We start from the raw sequence: 17940 nt of genomic DNA on the forward strand, positions 1-17940 counted from the left end.
ACATAAATATATCACCCCGTCCTTCATTGTTCCAAGATATAATATCTATAGATGTAATAGGTTTAACCTATAATAAAAGAAAGGCAAATAAACCACTGCTCATCGCAGAGGTTTCAATTGATAACAATTATCATTATCATGTAAGTCTTATAGTACGTTCCCGCTTCGTCGCTGTCAATGTTTTTATACAAAATAAAGAAGCCGCCTCTTAATAATTGAGTTTACCAGTAGTTCCGGTAATAAGAATGATTTCTTTATCTGTAGTGATATAATGGTGGCATAACGAAAGGAATGACCAATGACGATGGAATTCAGACAACTTCAATATACGCTGCAAATTGCGGCCGAACGCAATTTCTCCAGGGCAGCAGAAAAACTGCATATTGCTCAACCTTCATTAAGCCAGCAATTATCCAAATTAGAAAAAGAATTGGGAGTACTGCTGTTTCAGCGTAATACGAGTACCGTAGAGTTAACCCATGCAGGTGTTACGTTTGTGGAGCAAGCCCAGAAGATCGTAGATGCTATGGAGTTATTACGTCAGGAAATGTCAGACATCTCCCAGCTTCGCAAAGGTAAAGTCGTTGTGGGCAGCATGCCGATCACCGGCTCACACCTGCTCCCACACGTGCTTCCTGCATTCCAACAAGCGTACCCCGAGATTGAAGTCACCTTGTTGGAAGACTCCGGACTTACGCTTGAGAAATTGACAGCAAGCGGCAAAGCTGATCTTAGCCTCTTATCACTTCCTTTACAAGAACCAAGCTTGTCTTATGTAACTATTGGCGAAGAACGGATTGATCTAGCGGTTCCCCCGAATCACCCTCTGGCACGCAGGGCAGATCCGGATAATCCGCTTCCTGTGCGCATTGAAGAGCTTCGGGATGAGCCATTTGTTGTATTGAAAAAAGGACAAGGTTTCCGCAAACTTACATTTGATCTCTGTGAGCAGGCTGGTTTTGATCCCCAAGTTGTGTTCGAGAGCACAAATATTGAAACCGTTCAGTCACTGGTCGCCACAGGGATGGGGATTACACTTGTTCCACGCTTTATTGCCCGTGCGCCGCGCAGTGAATTCGTACCCGTGTATGTGCCGCTTGCTGAGCCAACGCCCAGCAGAACACTTGTTGTGGCTTACCGGCAAGGCAGAGTACTGTCGAAGGCAGCCGAAGCGTTCATCCATACGTTTCAACAAACGGTGGCCGAATTGTCCAAGGGAGACTAAGGAATTTCTCCTAGGGGTATGGAGACATATAACACAGACCAAAACAAAGGCTTGACCCTAATGGGCCAAGCCTTTGTCATATACTCGTTTCCCGCATAAGCAGGATAGAGTTCTTACAACGCAATCACAGTAACTGGTTAGAGTACAATGTTGCTTGTTAAGTTGTTTAGCTTTCATGATAATTTATAATGTTAATGTAGAAACGTACATAAGAAAACTTCATGTGTGACGGTTTATTTTCGCAAATTATGATCGCTTGTCAGCCTGTTTTGCTGATTCATTACACGGCCTTCGTCCTGAACAGTTGAATCAGGCGGTGATAGCCCTCCTGCTCCATTCTCTAAGAATGCCCTTAAGTGATCTTCCCTTGTGTTATCCTGTTCCAGTCTCCTGAGCGTATCTTTCACATGGTTGTCCATTGATTGATCATCTCCTTGGTAACGGGATAGTTATCATTACCCGCACGCTGGAAGAATAAACACTTTTTCTGCAGAATTTATTTCATTTTTTTATTTATCACCAAAATAAACGCCAGGTCGACGGTCTTCAAACACGGGAATACGTCCGCGAACCTCATCTACCAGGGAAGGGCGAATGATTCCGGTCACGATCTCTTCCCCTTCGCCACCTTCAGCCACAATCTCACCCCATGGATCAATGATGAGGGAATGTCCGAAAAACTCGGTGTCCCCCCCTTTTCCCACACGGTTACAGGCGATCACATACATCTGATTCTCAATCGCTCTTGCCGTAAGCAATGTACGCCAGTGATGCAGACGAGGATTCGGCCATTCGGCCGGTACAATCAATGCCTTGGCACCATTTAAAGCAAGGGTCCGAGCAAGCTCCGGAAACCGGATGTCGTAACAGATCGAAGCACCCGCTGTAAGACCATTTTGCAATTCAAAAATTTCAGGTTCCGCACCAGGCTCTAAATATTTCTCCTCGTCCATCAGACGGAACAAATGTAATTTATCGTATCGCGTTACCTGTTTTCCTTCACGATCATACGCGTACATTGTATTGTATATTTGACCATCCCGTTTCTCGGCAATGGAACCGCCAACGATGGAAATTTGATGTTTTTGAGCAAAAGCGGACAGCCATTCCCGAGATTTCTGGCCTTCCGGGTCAGCGAGTTCATGAATTTGCGTCAACGCGTATCCGGTATTCCACATTTCAGGTAGCACAGCCAGCCCCAGGTCCGGATATTGTTCTACCGCACGTTCAAGCAACGACTGCATATGTTTATGATTAGCCTCAGGGTCTCCGAGCTGGATATCCCCCTGAATCAGAGCTACACGCATTTCTCCCTGTTGTTGTTCTGTCATGACAAGCACTCCTCTGAACCGTAATACCTGCTATCATAGCTTGATCCTCTTGAAGACTGCAAGCCTGTTTTTGTTATGAACTTGCACACAATAACTCAGGCAGCAGGGTCAACAATCGATCGCTTGTGAGCGCATCACCCATGTTCCAGATCGACTCCTCCACAGCATACACCCGTCTATTCTGCACAGCCGGAAGGGCTTGCCAACTGGAACTTTTCATCAGCATCTCGGTAGCCTTTCTTGCCACGACTTCCTCAGGCAGCATAACAAATACATGATCCCCCGCATACTGTCGTACCGCTTCTGCTGAAATTTCCTTATAGGCCCTGCCCGCCGCAAGTGCTTCCTTCACTTTGGTAACCGGCCTGAACCCCATTGGATGGTATAACAATGGCGCCAGCCCGATATTGCCCATAACAAATAATCGTGCACCTCGATGGAATGTAAATACGGATGCTGTTTCCCCTTCTTCAATCGCTGTATGGATCTTCACCCACATCTGCTCAGTACGCTCCGCATAGGAGGTTAGCCACTGTTCAGCCTGAGGTTGTTTGCCAAACCAGTTGCCCAAACCACGCATTCGCTCGTCAACATGGCATGTGAATTGTAAGCGAGTGTTGGTGCAATGTGGGAAAGTTGTTCATACTGCTGTTCATTGTTACTATCAAAAATTATCAGATCCGGATTCATGACAACAGCTGCTTCCACTTTAACCGGAGCAACCGCGTCATAAGTCTGATCTCCCAGCACCGGAATACCCAGCATCAGCAGATCTCCCGCGGAATCTCCGTAATACATAATTCGCTCCGGATTTACAGGAATATTCACTTCATGACCCATCCAGTCCTGTACCAACGTCTGCTGCTGAATAGATCTGTCATATTGACGAGGAGATAATCCAGTCATTTGGCGAAAACGCCTGCTGAAATAATACTCATCCTTAAACCCCACGCGGCTTGCGATATCCCGAAGAGGCTCATCCGATTTGCGGAGCCATTCCTTGGCATGTTTAATGCGTACGTGGTTTACATAATCAAGTGGCTTGTGACCTGTAAGTTGTCTGAATAGAATTGTATACTGCACAGGTCTGATCTCTGCAAGACGGGCCAGTTTCTGTACAGTGATTTCTTCAGTATAATGGTCGTCCACATACTGAATTGTACTGCGTAGCCTTGCTTCCATACTCTGCTCCTTCTTTGGAGAAGTGTACCGGGTAATAATTATCTCCATCCATTTTTGGAACTGTGCATTCAGATGACTGTACTCGGCGTCTGTTTTATAGTTCCGAATGACATACATCTGTTCCAATAGCCCACTTAACGGAGCATATGGATAGCCATTCAACTGGTTTCTGTGTGCAAATACAGGGCGGGTATAGAGCTCTGGATCGCTCGTCAACACATGAATAACATCAAAGCTCATCACGATATATTTCAATTCCGAATCCTTGCGATGTTCAATCTGGTAGCCTTCTCCCGGAGAAAGTGGATAAACAAATCCCGTAGTAAACGGATACTGTTCATCTCCAATATATAACCGTCCCTCTCCTTCTTCGCAGATCAGGAACGCATGTTTCTCGCAATCAACTTCTAGCATCACCTGTTCAGGTGGCTCAATTCGTCGTACCAGATGATCCAGCCGAAACATGAATGCTGAAAAGAACAACGCTCCCCCATCGGCATCCAGCGCCTGCATGTCGGTTCACCTCGTCTTTCTAAAATGAGAATGATTATCAATCGTTCTGTATGGTCTGATTATAAGCGAGTGATGGTTAATAATCCAGCTATGACTTTAATCAGCAAAAAAGAGCGCTCAACGAAAAGTTGAAGGCTCCTTTTACTTTTTAATCAACATACTTAAAGGTATTACTGGTGCCTTACTGGCTCATCACCAATTATTGGATCATCTGTTTAGGCAGCTCTTGTAACAGCCACTCCCTGGAAAGGGCATCACTTGAAGCTTTTACGATATCAAAACGATATACTTTTCCTTCCTTCACCGCAGGCAGGTTCTTCCAGATTGAACTATCCAGCAATTCCTTGGTGGATTGCTTGGCATCATCGGTCACAGGGTCCAGAATAAATATCCGATCACCGGCAATTTCAGATAATTTTTCGGTCGAAATCTCTACGAATCCCATGTCTTGATCCAATACTTTCTGAATTTCCGCGGTTGGCTTCAGTCCGTCCTTACCATATAACAACTGTGGCAATCCTGCACCTGCCATGACAAACATACGATTCCCGGGATACATGGTGAATACCGAAGCCGTCTCCCCTTCTTTCAAGCCGTTCTCATGCAGTTGCTTCCACATCGCATCTGTTGCTTGTTGATGCTTCGTAATCCAATCCTCCGCTTCTTGCTTCTTGTTCAACAAGTCGCCAAGGATACGCAACCGATCTTCTATTGACCCGAATGAGTCAAAAGTAACCGTGGGTGCAACTTTCGCAATCTGATCATATTGCGCCTCATCACTGTTGGAGAAGATGATCAAATCGGGATTCAAGGCTAACGCCTTTTCCACACTAATCGGAAATCCTACATCTTCTGCCTGAGCAACCTGATCATCGTATACGGTTCCCTCCTGATGCAGTATGCCTACTGGTACAACACCTAGCGCGAGCAGGTCCCCGGTAACTTCTCCATGATAGATGACTCGCTTCGGATTTACAGGAACCTCAACCTCATGGCCAGTCCAATCTTTGAATACCCGGGTCTCACCCTCATTCGTTGTCTCTTCCGTTGCAGTTTGTTCCTGATTGGTTGCCTTTCCTTCAGCCTGAGTTTCTGTGGCTGCTTTGGAATCCTCTGCGCCAGCAGCAGGTGTTGCAGCCTGATTTCCACAAGCCAGCATCAACACGGATAACCACGTAATCGTAAATAATACTGCCGTATTTCGTATGCCCTTTTTCATTGCTGTTTCTCCCCCTGTATCATGTGCATAGTGCAATATAATTTAATGATATTGATTATCATTATCGGATATTATCATAAAACATGGCTCCTCTCAGCTCAATGGACAAAACGAAATGAGCACTTTCAATTTTGTACAATCTCCCGCTCTTGGCACCTATGTACTGCATAATCAAGTGTATTTCCCTCTATACAGCTCGGGATTGGCGTGATAAATTAATGAGAACTATTTGCCATTTTTAATAACCGGAGTGATGAAGCTAATGACCCATTCAGATCATATAACTGCTCGTTCAGCATTTACGATACCGACTTCTGATGTAATGACACAGCTGCCAACGCAATTTTTTGCTACCCTTGTTCAAAATGTAAATCGTGAAATCGCAAGTGGACATGATGTGATTAATCTGGGTCAGGGGAACCCGGATACACCTACACCGCCCCATATTGTGAAATCACTGCAAGAGTCGGCTGACAATCCCCTCTACCACAAATACTCCCCTTTTAGAGGGTACTCTTTCCTGAAGGAAGCGGTCACCAAACGTTATAAGGAAGATTACAATGTTGATCTGGACCCCGAGACTGAAGTAGCCATTCTGTTCGGAGGCAAAACAGGACTGGTTCAGTTACCTCAGGTTTTGCTTAACCCCGGTGACACTGTTCTCGTTCCCGATCCAGGCTATCCGGATTACTGGTCTGGTGTTGCACTCGCGAAAGCACACATGTCATTTATGCCTTTGCTGGAGTCCAATGCATTCCTGCCGGATTATGAAGCAGTTACAGCCGAAGATCGGGAGAAGGCCAAGCTGATGTTCCTCAACTATCCCAACAATCCAACGTCGGCAACGGCTCCACTGTCGTTCTACGAAGATACGGTTAAATTCGCCATTCAAAATCAAATCGTCGTTGCAAGCGACTTTGCTTACGGTGCGATTGGATTTGACGGACATCGTCCAGTAAGTTTCTTACAAGCCCCTGGTGCCAAAGAAGTGGGCATTGAGTTCTATACGTTATCCAAAACGTACAATATGGCTGGATGGCGCGTTGGATTCGCGCTGGGTAATGCGGAGATCGTCTCTAAAATCAATCTGCTGCAGGATCATATCTATGTCAGTCTTTTCGGTGGGATACAAGCTGCGGCAACGGAAGCACTTACTGGATCTCAGGAATGTGTCACTTCGCTGGTTTCACGTTACGAATCCCGTCGTAATGCGTTCTATGACGCTCTTTCTTCGATTGGCTGGCAAGCTTCGAAACCGGCAGGTTCATTCTTCAGCTGGTTACCTGTACCTGCAGGTTATACCTCTGCTTCATTTGCAGACTTGTTACTGCAGGAAGCCAAGGTGGCAGTCGCCCCAGGTGTCGGTTTTGGTTCACATGGTGAAGGCTATGTCCGCGCAGGACTGCTCAGTGATGAAAACCGATTACGCGAAGCTGTGGAACGGATTGGCAAGCTGAACTTATTCAAGTAATTTACAGGACGATAACCCCTTTGCATATGCCAAGTTTCCATGGTATGTTATAAGAAATATTGAACGAAACGTGATGACGGGACCAGTAAGAGAATATCAGTCGTGCCCAGAGAGTAAATTCCACCCTGCTGAAAGAATTTACCGCGGCTCTTCTCTGAAACCTACCCCTGAGCGGCCTGTTACGTACAGGACAGTGCCTTCTGTTACAGGGCATGAAGCCGGATGATTTAATCATCAATAAAGGTGGTACCGCGGAAGTAACGAACTTTCGTCCTTTTTAACTAAAGGGCGGGAGTTTTTTTTGTACCCGCTTAAGCCTCACACAAAATCACTTATTAATCATGTTTAAGGAAGTGAAACCATGACTTCACGTATTGTAGTTAAGATTGGAAGCAGCTCGCTTACCACGGAAGAAGGCGGTCTGGATCGCAGTTCGATCACCTTTTTTGCCGGAGAAATTGCAGCCTTGGCTGACCAGGGTCATGAGGTGCTCTTGGTTACCTCTGGAGCAGTGGCGGCAGGTTTCCGGGAGATCGGTTACCCTCAGCGGCCCAAACTGCTGCATGAGAAACAAGCTGCAGCAGCCGTTGGGCAAGCATTGCTGATGCAGGCATATCAACAGGCTTTTGCAGCGCACCGCGTTACTACGGCACAAATTCTGTTAACCCGCACAGACTTTCACAGTCGTAAACGTATGGGTAATGCGGGAATGACCGTAGAAGAGCTGCTCAAACAGCGAGTGATTCCGATATTCAATGAAAATGATACGGTCTCCGTAGACGAATTGAAGTTTGGTGATAACGATCTATTGTCCGCGTTGGTGGCGAACCTGGTAAAAGCACAACATCTGATCATTCTAACGGATACCAACGGGCTGTACACCGCCGATCCACGTAAAGATCCATCAGCCATTCGTTACGACCGCATCCCTGAAATAACGGCTGAGATTTATGCGTTTGCCGGCGGTTCAGGATCATCGGTTGGTACAGGCGGAATGCGATCCAAAGTTGATGCGGCCAAGGTAGCAACCCGTGGTGGTGTCCCTGTATTTGTAGGAAGTGTGAAAGAACCTGGAGATATGCAACAGGCCGTGGACGGAACGGGCAAAGGAACCTATTTTGAGACACGACTCGCTTCGTTATCCCGTAAAAAGCAATGGCTTGGCTTCATGTCCACTCCGCTCGGTACAATTGTTGTGGATGCTGGGGCCGAAGAGGCTCTTGTGCATGGTGGGCATAGTCTGCTGCCTGTAGGGGTCAAAAAGGTGCTGGGAACATTCCACGCCGGAGACGTCGTAGAGGTCATTGGAATGGATGAAACCTTGCTTGGTCGCGGTATTGTCAATTATGATGATGACCAACTTCGACTCATTGCCGGACTTCCCAGTGGCGAAGTGATGAAACAGCTTGCCAGTATCCACAGACTTGAGGTTATTCATAGAGACGAGTGGATTACGTTAAAATAGACATGGAGCTATACATTGGTCGAAAAAAAACTCAACTATATATGAGGAGGAATTACGATGAGTGAAGTGAGAGAAAAAGCCAGCAAAGCTCAGGCTACGGTTACACAGCTGAACCGATTGAATACAGATCAGAAAAATGCGGCCCTTCGTGTTATGGCCGATGCATTGATCACGGAGTCGGAATCAATCATCACAGCAAACGCTGAAGATCTCGAACGAGGCAGAGCACAAGGCACGCCGGAATCGATGCTGGATCGACTCGCACTTAATAAGGAACGGATCGCAGGCATTGCCGAAGGACTGCGTCAGATTGCAGGTCTGCCTGATCCTGTCGGTGAGGTATTGGAGACATTCACGCGCCCCAACGGATTGCATGTTGAAAAGTTAAGAGTGCCTATTGGTCTAATCGGTATCATCTACGAAGCTCGTCCCAATGTCACTGTAGACGCAGCCGGATTATGTCTCAAAACAGGTAATGCAGTGCTTCTGCGCGGTGGCTCCTCTGCCCTGTCCTCCAATCGCAAAATTGTAGAGGTTCTGCATCATGCACTGGCAACGACAGCCATGCCTGCTGATGCTTTGCAACTGGTTGAAGATGCGGATCGTGCTTCCGTAGATGAAATGCTCAAGTTGAACGGACTGCTGGATGTCATCATTCCACGCGGCGGGGCCTCCCTCATCCGTAATGTGGTTGCCAATGCGACCGTACCTGTTATTGAGACCGGTGCAGGCATCTGTCATACCTATGTGGATGAATCAGCTGATCCCGTCATGGCAGCCGAAATTGCCATCAACGCCAAGGCACAACGCCCATCCGTGTGTAACTCCATGGAGACTTTATTGCTGCATGCCGCATACGCGGAAGAGCATCTTCCTGCTCTTGCCGAGCAATTCCGTGAGGCGAGTGTGGTCTTGAAAGGTTGCGACACGGTGCGCCGTCTTGTCCCTACCGCCCTTGAGGCAACCGAGGAAGACTATGCGACCGAGTACAACGATTATATTTTAAATATCCGTGTGGTTGAGAACCTGGACGAAGCCATGCAGCACATCGCACATTACGGAACCAAACATTCCGAGTGTATCGTAACCCGGGATACAGCCCATGCAGAACGCTTCATGCATGATGTGGATGCAGCAGCAGTCTATCACAATGCCTCCACACGTTTCACGGACGGGTTCGAATTTGGTTATGGAGCAGAGATTGGCATCAGTACCCAAAAACTGCATGCACGTGGACCAATGGGGCTGCCAGCACTGACATCAACCAAATATCGTATTACAGGCAATGGACAGATTCGTCAATAATATCCCAGCACCAGTTATATAGGAGGAACGATTAATATGAGTCAAGAGCAACAGACGTTACTACAACAGAAGATTACTTTCCACGGAGCAGGCGCGATGGCGGAAGCCATCGTGCGCGGACTCATCTCCCGCCTTGTCGTTCGTCCTCAGGATATTACGATGCTGAACCGCAGCAACCAGAAACGTCAGGAGGAGCTCAGCACCCGTTATGCTGTACATACCGGAACTGCCTCGCAATCCTTGGATCATCTCGCTTCCACTCCGGTCATTGTACTCTGTATGAAACCCAAAGATGCTGCCGCAGCGCTGCGCGAACTGGGTCCGCTGTTATCACCTGATCAATTGATCGTGTCTGTCATTGCCGGATTATCGATCCGCACGATGCAATCCTTGCTTGGACGTAAACAGCCTATTGCCAGAACCATGCCGAATACATCCAGTACCATCGGGCTTGGTGCAACCGGACTTGCCTTCTCTGCGGAAATTACGGATGAGCAGCGCAGTACGGTGATGACCATGTTTGAAGCGGTCGGAATCGTAACCATTGTACCTGAGGATAAACTCGAAGTACTCACTGGGATTTCCGGAAGCGGCCCTGCTTATGTATACTATTTAATGGAGGCCATGATTGCCGCGGGCATTCGTGGTGGCTTATCCAGTCAGCAATCTCGTGATCTCACTGTTCAGACGGTGCTCGGCGCGTCACGCATGGTACAGCAAACCGGTATGGAGCCGATGAAGCTTCGCAGTGATGTGACATCCCCGGGAGGGGCAACACAAGCAGCACTGAAGACGCTGGACGAAGGTGATTTCTTTGAAAATGTAATCGCAGCCGTCAACCGCTGTGCAGAGCGCTCACGGGAGATGGGAGCTGCTTTGGAAGGGGATTTAAAAAATGAATAACATGTGCACAGCCACATATCGTCTGCATGATGATCATGCAGACTTCCGCAAGAAGGCCGAGTCCATCGCGATCGGCATGACCGTGGGCAGCTGGACGGAGTTACCACAAGCTCAACGTGAAGCGATGCAGAAGCATCTGGGTGAAGTCATAAGCGTAGAAGTACATGAAGCTGATGGAATGGCTGCGGGTGAGCGTTACGCTGACATTACCATCGGCTATCCTGATATCAACTTTAGCCGTGATATCCCTGCCCTGCTCGTAACGGTCTTTGGCAAAATCTCAATGGATGGCCGAATCAAATTGACAAAGCTTGGTTTCTCGGATGGCTTCCTCCGTGCATTCCCGGGACCCAAGTTTGGACTGAATGGTGTTCGTGATCTGCTTGGTGTACATGATCGTCCGTTGTTAATGAGTATCTTCAAATCCGTCATCGGGCTGAACGCTGATGAACTGCGTGAACAGTTTATCCGTCAGGCACTTGGTGGCGTGGATCTGATCAAAGACGATGAAATTCTGTTCGAGAACAAATTAACACCTATCGAAAAAAGAGTCGAGGTCTGCATCAAAGCTGCCGAACAGGCACGCCAAGAGACAGGCAAGAAGCTACTGTATGCAACCAATCTCACAGGACCTACATCTCGTCTGAAAGAGCAGGCTGAACGTGCCATCGGTGCTGGAGCCAATGCCTTGTTGTTCAACGTGTTGTCCTACGGGTATGATGTCCTGCATGAACTCAGCAGTGATCCTGATATTAATGTGCCAATTATGGCTCACCCTGCACTTGCAGGAGCATTGTATCCTTCACCACATTACGGCATCTCGGCTTCGGTTGTACTTGGCCAGTTGATGCGTCTTGCGGGTGCCGATCTGGTGCTCTTCCCTTCTCCTTATGGATCGGTAACGATGCCGAAGGAAGAAAATATGGCAATCACAGAACAATTACTGACAGCTGATCTGCCTGTAAGATCCAGTATGCCAGTACCATCAGCCGGTATCCATCCAGGCCTAGTACCGCTTATTTTGCGAGACTTTGGGACAGATGTTATCGTTAATGCTGGTGGTGGTATTCATGGGCATCCTATGGGAACTGAAGCAGGCGGACGTGCATTCCTGCAAGCGATTGAGGCGGCTCAGCGTTCCATTCCACTCGCTGAATATGCAATCGATCATCCAGAACTGAAAAGCGCACTGGACCTGTGGGGTGGCGAACGATGAGAAGTGATAAAAAAACCGTCATCTTCTGTGACTTTGACGGTACAATTACCCTCTCGGACAATATTGTCGCGATTATGAAACATTTCAAGCCTGAGGGCATTGAAGCAATTATGAAAGATACGATTGAGCAGAACATCTCGCTGCGTGAAGGGGTTGGAGCCATGTTCGCTCTGTTGCCTGCATCGCAAAAAGATGAAATTGTCGAATTCGTACTTGGACAAGCCGGCATCCGTGAAGGGTTCAGCGAATTTCTTGACTATGTTCGCGGCGAAGGGATTGAATTCAATGTAACCAGCGGTGGTATGGACTTCTTTATCGAACCCTTACTCGCGCCCTTCGATATCCCGCAGGATCATGTCTATTGTAACGGCGCTGACTTCTCCGGTGAAACCATCCGGATTGAATGGCCGCATCCCTGCCAGCCTCCTTGTGAGAACGGTTGCGGAATGTGTAAAACGACCGTGATTCGTACATTCCCGGCAGAACAATACAATCGAATCCTCATTGGAGACAGTCTGACAGATTTTGAGGGTGCAAAGATTGCCGATCTCGTCTACTCCCGCTCCATTTTGACGGATAAATGTATTGAACTTGGTGTGGACCATGTGCCATTCGCTACCTTTTACGATATCATCGAAGATATGAAACAGAAGCAAACACAAGGAGTGCTGTAAACGATGGGCTTTGAAAAGATTACATTGGAACACAAACGTCAGGTCCTTGAAGAACTGGCTGATATTAAAGCGTTGTTCGCCAGCCGTAACTGGTTCCCGGGTACAAGTGGTAACTTGTCGATGCGTGTAGGAGATTTTGACCCGGAGCAATTTTATTTTGCGGTTACCGCCTCTGGCAAAGACAAATCTCTTCGCACACCGGAAGACTTCCTTTTTGTGGACAAACATGGCAAAGCAATTGAGACAACAACGTTGAAACCAAGTGCCGAGACGTTGATTCACTGCGAAATCTATCGTTTGACCGGCTGCGGTGCTGTATTCCACGTGCATACCGTGTTTAACAATCTGATTAGTGAATTCTTTGGAGCAGAGGGTCAAGTGCCGATTCAGGGCATCGAACTGATTAAGGCTTTCAACATCTGGGAAGAAAATGCCGAGATTCGTGTCCCTGTCTTGCCTAACTTTGCCGACATCCCATCCATTGCTAAGTTGGTGCCGGATGTTCTGGATGCCAATGTGCCAGGAATCTTGCTTCGTAATCATGGCATATATGCGTGGGGCAAAGATGCTTTTGAAGCAAAACGTCACCTGGAAGCTTTCGAATTCCTATTCGAAGTGATGTACCGTCAACTTCTGCTGAAGGGTGCTACGAAATAGCAATCATTCATCTTGAAATCTAAAAAACACGCCAAAGGCTGAATTTTCACAGTCCTTGGCGTGTTTCTATGTTGTGGGATGATATGGAATAGAAAATTCCTTTGTCATCGCAGCGTCAGTAAAATCATCTTTGATCCACTTCGATTACAACTTACAGCCGATCATTCCGATCCTTGAATAAAAAGAGGCTATCCACTTCTTCGTCATTCCGATGAACCGCATGATTGGTGCCTGTTCCCCGTTGCTTGCCGAACAGCAGCTTCAAGCCGCCAAAAATGAGCAGCAAGGAAACAATAACGGTGTTCAAATAGGAACGAATCTCATACGTCATAAATGCATTAGGGAAGAGCTCATTCAGCTGTGGAATGACAAGACGGATCGTCAGGTAATATAGACCCAGCGCGGCAATCCCGAATCCAATCAGTCGCTGATGGCGGGCCCAATCCTTGAAGATCGGCTGATCGATCAATGGCTCGCGTCCATAGCGGCTGGAACACTGTAGCCCGTCAAAGAAGCTGTAGAACCAGATTAACGGTATCATGAAAAGGAACACGGATAGGTGTAGCAGGTCCAGAACATAAATGCTGCCCAGGAATAGGAACATCAATTGCATGCCTCTTTTTTGCAAACCCAGATATAGATGACCCGCACCTGGAAAAGCAGATAAAAGGGTTGCCAGCACTTTACTGCGTCGTCCAGCTACTCTGCCCATCTCCAATTCTTCGAATAACGTCCGATCCTGCAGTACCTCTCCAGCCTGCTTACGGTGGACATGCTGCACCGCATCAAACATGCAGTATACCCATATTACAGGCAGAATGAGCAAGAACATTAAAAACACCGATTCATTGGTGATTGAAGCTACAAACACCATCATGGCAAAGGAACCAAAAAACGCCATCAGGAAGGACAACCCGCGATGCAACAATCCCAGATGAAGATGTCCCAATCCAGGAACAAATGAAAGTAAAATGGTGAAGAATCGTTCACCCTCACTGCCTTTTTGATACATGGGCTGACCATATCCACCCTCATGGTGACTATATTCACTACCTGGATGCTGATGCTGCTCATCTTCAGGTTCCATAGGCCCTTGTTGACCCATGTATGCTCCCTGGTATGCTGCTCCTTGTTGTGGCCCATAGTGCGCCGCGTATCCCCTGTAGTGAGCATCCCGGGCAATAGGTGCACGGAGCAGAACAATAATCATGTCTAGCATACTGATCCCCCAGAAGAAAGCCGAAAAAATGGCACCAATAATCAATAAATCATGTTCAGCAAGCAGCATTGCCAGCATGAATGAACCAACAGCTGTTCCAAAAAAAAGCAATGGATAGATTACAGCTCTTGCCGGCCTACCCCAATACATAAAACCAAGACCGGGTATCAGGTTTAATAGAAATGCGAGTAATTTATTACGATCTGAGTGCACAGTCGTCATCCTTTCTTTTCAGGCAATGTGAAACCATTTATGGTTTAGGCTTGAGGTTATCCAGCCATGAAGTGGCTGCCTCCGTCCATTTCTCCGTAAAAGACCCTCTGTGGTCGCCATCCTGAAACTTGTGATAAGGTGCTACCTTGTCAAAAAGTCCAGACGAGAGGAAGATCAATGTCAAACAGGCCGCTACCGCGTAATGGAACACTTTATGTTCAAGCCAGCGCCGGTTTCGTCCAGCACGGGATTTGCGTTGTGCCTTGGAGGAGTGAATCCCCTCAATCCGATGCATGACTGAATCTGCAAACCCTGTCGGGTCAGGCAACGAGGGCAGTTCTCCATGGATGCCGAGTGCTTCCAGATAGCTGTCCATCGCATCCGGGTCTTCCATCAGAAGCTGCTCCATTCGACTCGCTTGAGTTTCACTCATATAGCCTTCAATATAATCCGTCCATTGCTCAGCGGTATACTTTTCCTGTTTACTCACGCCATTCATCCTCCTTCCAATGTTTTCGAATCCACTGCCGGGCACGATACAAGCGGGATTCCACAGTTTTCACAGCCACCTGTGCATCGCTGGCAATCTGCTCATAATTTTTTTCGCTTAGATAATACGCAGTGATAATGTCACGGTGCTGAGCAGGCAACTGATTGATCCGTTCGCGAAGTTTGTCCTGACGTTCCTCACGAACGAGACGGGTAAGAACGTCTTCATCCCGTCCGGGCATGTTTATTATTTTTTCTTCTCCACCCAGATCCTCGGCCGTTCGTCTGCCCAGCTTACGTTTGGCATCAATCGCTTTGTGAAAGGCAATTCGGGTTAACCACGTTTTGAAACCTTCGGAACGGTAGTCGGGGAGAGACTTATACATCTGTATGAACGCCTCCTGAGCTGCATCCTGTGCTTCCTGATCGTTCCTGAGTACGGAATAGGCAACATGGTATACATGCTGGCTATACTTATCAATCAGAGTACGCATCTGCGATGTATCTCCTTGACGGATTTGTTCGATTACGCGCGCTTCATCAATAACTCTCCCCTCCTCTCCAATACAATAGACGACAGCTTGTGTGTTTACCCCTGCGTGATCCATCAAATTTTTGTATAACAAAGTGAAATCATTGCCTGAAAGGTCGATGTCGCTGATCACTCACCCAATTCATAATTCAAAAAAAGACAGGCACAGAATGACTTCTGGCCTGTCTCTTGTTCTTGCCCACACCTGAATTAACGTCCACCATTACGAAACCGCTGCGTGTATGCCTTCGCATCTTGAACGGTCTTGACACGATTACGGCTCCACTCAAGCAGTATTCGATCGATATACCGGAAATGTACTTTACCTGCAAAAACCGCTTCCTTCAGAGCCATTAGAATCAATTCCTCTTGGTAACGGTCCTGATCCAACCAGCTGGATATCGTCTCACACTCCATTGGAGAGAGCGGACGTCCAAATTCTTTTTCAAAGATGGAGAACATGTTCCGTTCTTCCTCTTCTTTTTGAACACTGTTCGAATCTTGGCGTGCTGCACTGCTGCTCAGCTGCTCCGCACGCAATGCGGCTACTTCTTCCGCAGTGCACTTTGCAAGCTTGGCATAGAGTCCATGTAAGTCATATCGTTCGTACTGGATGTCATGTTCCTCGTCACGATGCTCGTCAATAGCGATATATCCATCCCTCATCAGACGTTGCAACATTCTGGCAATGCCTTCAGGTGCAAGTCCCATACGCCCCGCAAGCTCTTCAAGCGTCGGAAACTCATTGAACTCCGCCTGACGGAACCCTAGGAGTTGAATCAGAAGAAGCACTTCTGCATCTGATAGGCCAAGCTGGTGATAATAACGTAACAAGGCATAAGGCAGATGGGCTGTGCCCGAAGTCATGCCATAAGCTGCCCCATCCAACCAGGCTTTGGATGTGGTATCTTCCATAGACGGTCCTCGGTTAAGCATTAAGGGTACAGACGATAGAGCATACGTGGGAATGCGATTGTTTCACGCACATGATCCAATCCACAGATCCATGCTACCGTCCGCTCCAATCCCAGACCGAAACCGGAGTGAGGAACCGATCCGTATTTACGTAAATCCAGGTACCATTGGTAAGCTTCATCCGAGAGATTGTGCTCCTCAAAACGTTGTTGCATCAATTCCGGATCATCAATACGCTGAGAACCGCCAATAATCTCTCCGTAGCCTTCAGGTGCAATCATATCAGCACAAAGAACAACTTCTGGACGATTTGGATCTGGTTTCATATAGAAAGCTTTGATTCCTGCAGGGTAATGCGTGATAAAGACTGGTGTATTGTACTTCTCGGCAATGGCTGTTTCGTGCGGTGCACCGAAGTCTTCTCCCCAAGGAATATCAAAGCCTTGTCCATGCAGGAATTCAATCGCTTCATCATACGTAATTCGCGGGAATGGCGCTACGATGCCTTCGAGTTTGGATACATCACGACCGATGGATTCCAGTTCTGCACGGCAGTTTTTCACCACGGATTGAACAACATGAGCGATAAATTTCTCTTGTACGCGCAGACTTTCCTCGTGATCTACAAATGCCATTTCCGGCTCAATCATCCAGAATTCAATCAGATGGCGACGTGTTTTGGATTTCTCAGCACGGAATGTAGGACCAAAGGAATATACTTTGCCCAGCGCCATAGCTGCTGCTTCCATATACAATTGACCACTTTGCGTCAGATAAGCATCTTCATCAAAGTATTTGATGTGGAACAGGTTTGTCGTTCCTTCCGCAGACGACGGTGTCAAAATCGGAGGATCAACTTGTGTGAATCCGTTACCATCAAAGAACTGCTGAACAGCACGAATAATCTCTGCACGAATCACCATAACCGCACGTTGCTTCGTAGAACGGAGCCACAGATGACGATGGTCCATCAAGAAATCAACACCATGCTCTTTAGGCGTGATTGGATAGTTTTCAGTCAGATGTATAATTTCGACCCCAGTCACAGTCATCTCGTAACCGGACGCACTGCGAGGTTCTTCACGAATAATCCCTGTAACATACAAAGAACTTTCTTGAGTCAGGCTCTTCGCATTGTTCCAGATCTCTTCGCTAACTTCACTTTTTACAACAACCCCTTGAATATATCCGGTTCCATCACGCAACTGCAAAAACTGAATTTTGCCGCTGGAACGTTTGTTGTTAATCCAGGCACCGATCGTTACGGTCTCGCCCACATGCTCGTTCACATTACGAATTACACAATTCGTATTCATGCCATATCTCCCCTTGGTTCCTGAAATTTGAAAATGCAGCGGACAGGCTGTTGCCTGTCCTCTGCACTTCCTTGCCACTCTATATTTACTTTACA

The 17940-nt window shown here is 47.4% G+C and carries 17 protein-coding genes and 1 other annotated feature; of the genes, 8 read left to right on the plus strand and 9 right to left on the minus strand.

The window, feature by feature from the left end:
- Window positions 1-304 precede the first annotated feature (304 nt).
- Window positions 305-1225 carry a LysR family transcriptional regulator gene (locus MKY85_RS18745; protein WP_339235087.1) on the plus strand — a complete coding sequence of 307 codons (921 nt, stop codon included), beginning with the start codon at window positions 305-307 and terminating at the stop codon, window positions 1223-1225.
- Between the two features lie 509 nt (window positions 1226-1734).
- On the opposite strand, the gene MKY85_RS18750 is transcribed toward MKY85_RS18745, so the two are convergent.
- The 4 genes from MKY85_RS18750 to MKY85_RS18765 form a co-directional block, all read right to left on the minus strand.
- Entirely contained in the window at window positions 1735-2556 is an 822-nt protein-coding gene (locus tag MKY85_RS18750; protein ID WP_342570529.1) for a carbon-nitrogen family hydrolase, read from the minus strand.
- A 73-nt stretch (window positions 2557-2629) separates the two neighbouring features.
- On the minus strand, window positions 2630-3127 hold the full coding sequence (locus MKY85_RS18755) for an ABC transporter substrate-binding protein (RefSeq protein ID WP_342570530.1): 498 nt from the start codon (window positions 3125-3127) through the stop codon (window positions 2630-2632).
- The gene (locus MKY85_RS18760) at window positions 3082-4251 is read right to left on the minus strand and encodes an AraC family transcriptional regulator (protein ID WP_342570531.1); all 1170 of its coding nucleotides are present in this window, start codon (window positions 4249-4251) and stop codon (window positions 3082-3084) included. Before MKY85_RS18760 ends, MKY85_RS18755 begins: the two co-directional genes overlap by 46 nt.
- A gap of 199 nt (window positions 4252-4450) precedes the next feature.
- Entirely contained in the window at window positions 4451-5470 is a 1020-nt protein-coding gene (locus tag MKY85_RS18765) for an ABC transporter substrate-binding protein (RefSeq protein WP_342570532.1), read from the minus strand.
- Window positions 5471-5732: 262 nt separating this feature from the next.
- Here MKY85_RS18765 and MKY85_RS18770 point away from each other — a divergent pair, with 262 nt between their 5' ends.
- The 7 genes from MKY85_RS18770 (at window position 5733) to MKY85_RS18800 (ending at window position 13161) form a co-directional block, all read left to right on the plus strand.
- On the plus strand, window positions 5733-6941 hold the full coding sequence (locus MKY85_RS18770) for a pyridoxal phosphate-dependent aminotransferase (RefSeq protein ID WP_342570533.1): 1209 nt from the start codon (window positions 5733-5735) through the stop codon (window positions 6939-6941).
- Window positions 6942-7005: 64 nt separating this feature from the next.
- Window positions 7006-7220: a binding site (T-box leader), on the plus strand.
- Window positions 7221-7302: 82 nt separating this feature from the next.
- Window positions 7303-8406, plus strand: a complete 1104-nt coding sequence (gene proB, locus MKY85_RS18775; protein ID WP_339235101.1) for a glutamate 5-kinase — start codon at window positions 7303-7305, stop codon at window positions 8404-8406.
- A 57-nt stretch (window positions 8407-8463) separates the two neighbouring features.
- A complete protein-coding gene (locus MKY85_RS18780) occupies window positions 8464-9711 on the plus strand; it encodes a glutamate-5-semialdehyde dehydrogenase (protein WP_339235104.1) in 1248 nt (415 codons plus the stop codon).
- A gap of 36 nt (window positions 9712-9747) precedes the next feature.
- Window positions 9748-10614, plus strand: coding sequence for a pyrroline-5-carboxylate reductase (proC, locus tag MKY85_RS18785; RefSeq protein WP_339235107.1), 867 nt, complete (start codon window positions 9748-9750; stop codon window positions 10612-10614).
- On the plus strand, window positions 10607-11830 hold the full coding sequence (locus MKY85_RS18790) for a 2,3-diketo-5-methylthiopentyl-1-phosphate enolase (RefSeq protein ID WP_339235110.1): 1224 nt from the start codon (window positions 10607-10609) through the stop codon (window positions 11828-11830). Before proC ends, MKY85_RS18790 begins: the two co-directional genes overlap by 8 nt.
- Window positions 11827-12504 carry a 2-hydroxy-3-keto-5-methylthiopentenyl-1-phosphate phosphatase gene (locus MKY85_RS18795; protein ID WP_339235113.1) on the plus strand — a complete coding sequence of 226 codons (678 nt, stop codon included), beginning with the start codon at window positions 11827-11829 and terminating at the stop codon, window positions 12502-12504. Before MKY85_RS18790 ends, MKY85_RS18795 begins: the two co-directional genes overlap by 4 nt.
- A 3-nt stretch (window positions 12505-12507) precedes the next feature.
- Window positions 12508-13161 carry a methylthioribulose 1-phosphate dehydratase gene (locus MKY85_RS18800; protein WP_339235115.1) on the plus strand — a complete coding sequence of 218 codons (654 nt, stop codon included), beginning with the start codon at window positions 12508-12510 and terminating at the stop codon, window positions 13159-13161.
- Between the two features lie 151 nt (window positions 13162-13312).
- Here the strand turns inward: MKY85_RS18800 and MKY85_RS18805 are convergent, their stop codons facing one another.
- From MKY85_RS18805 to asnS, 5 genes are all read right to left on the minus strand, one after another.
- Window positions 13313-14593: a multi-tm2 domain protein gene (locus MKY85_RS18805; RefSeq protein ID WP_342570534.1), complete on the minus strand. Its 1281-nt coding sequence runs from the start codon at window positions 14591-14593 to the stop codon at window positions 13313-13315.
- 37 nt (window positions 14594-14630) lie between these two features.
- On the minus strand, window positions 14631-15083 hold the full coding sequence (locus tag MKY85_RS18810; protein WP_339235121.1) for a hypothetical protein: 453 nt from the start codon (window positions 15081-15083) through the stop codon (window positions 14631-14633).
- Complete coding sequence (locus tag MKY85_RS18815; RefSeq protein ID WP_152416945.1) at window positions 15076-15576, minus strand: sigma-70 family RNA polymerase sigma factor; 501 nt, start codon at window positions 15574-15576, stop codon at window positions 15076-15078. The genes MKY85_RS18810 and MKY85_RS18815 overlap by 8 nt, the downstream gene beginning before the upstream one ends.
- Before the next feature lie 248 nt (window positions 15577-15824).
- A complete protein-coding gene (locus MKY85_RS18820) occupies window positions 15825-16529 on the minus strand; it encodes a DnaD domain-containing protein (RefSeq protein WP_339256098.1) in 705 nt (234 codons plus the stop codon).
- Between the two features lie 20 nt (window positions 16530-16549).
- Entirely contained in the window at window positions 16550-17845 is a 1296-nt protein-coding gene (gene asnS, locus MKY85_RS18825) for an asparagine--tRNA ligase (protein WP_017687752.1), read from the minus strand.
- Between the last annotated feature and the right edge of the window lie 95 nt (window positions 17846-17940).

The organism is Paenibacillus sp. FSL R5-0749 (assembly GCF_038595085.1).
GTDB lineage: Bacteria > Bacillota > Bacilli > Paenibacillales > Paenibacillaceae > Paenibacillus.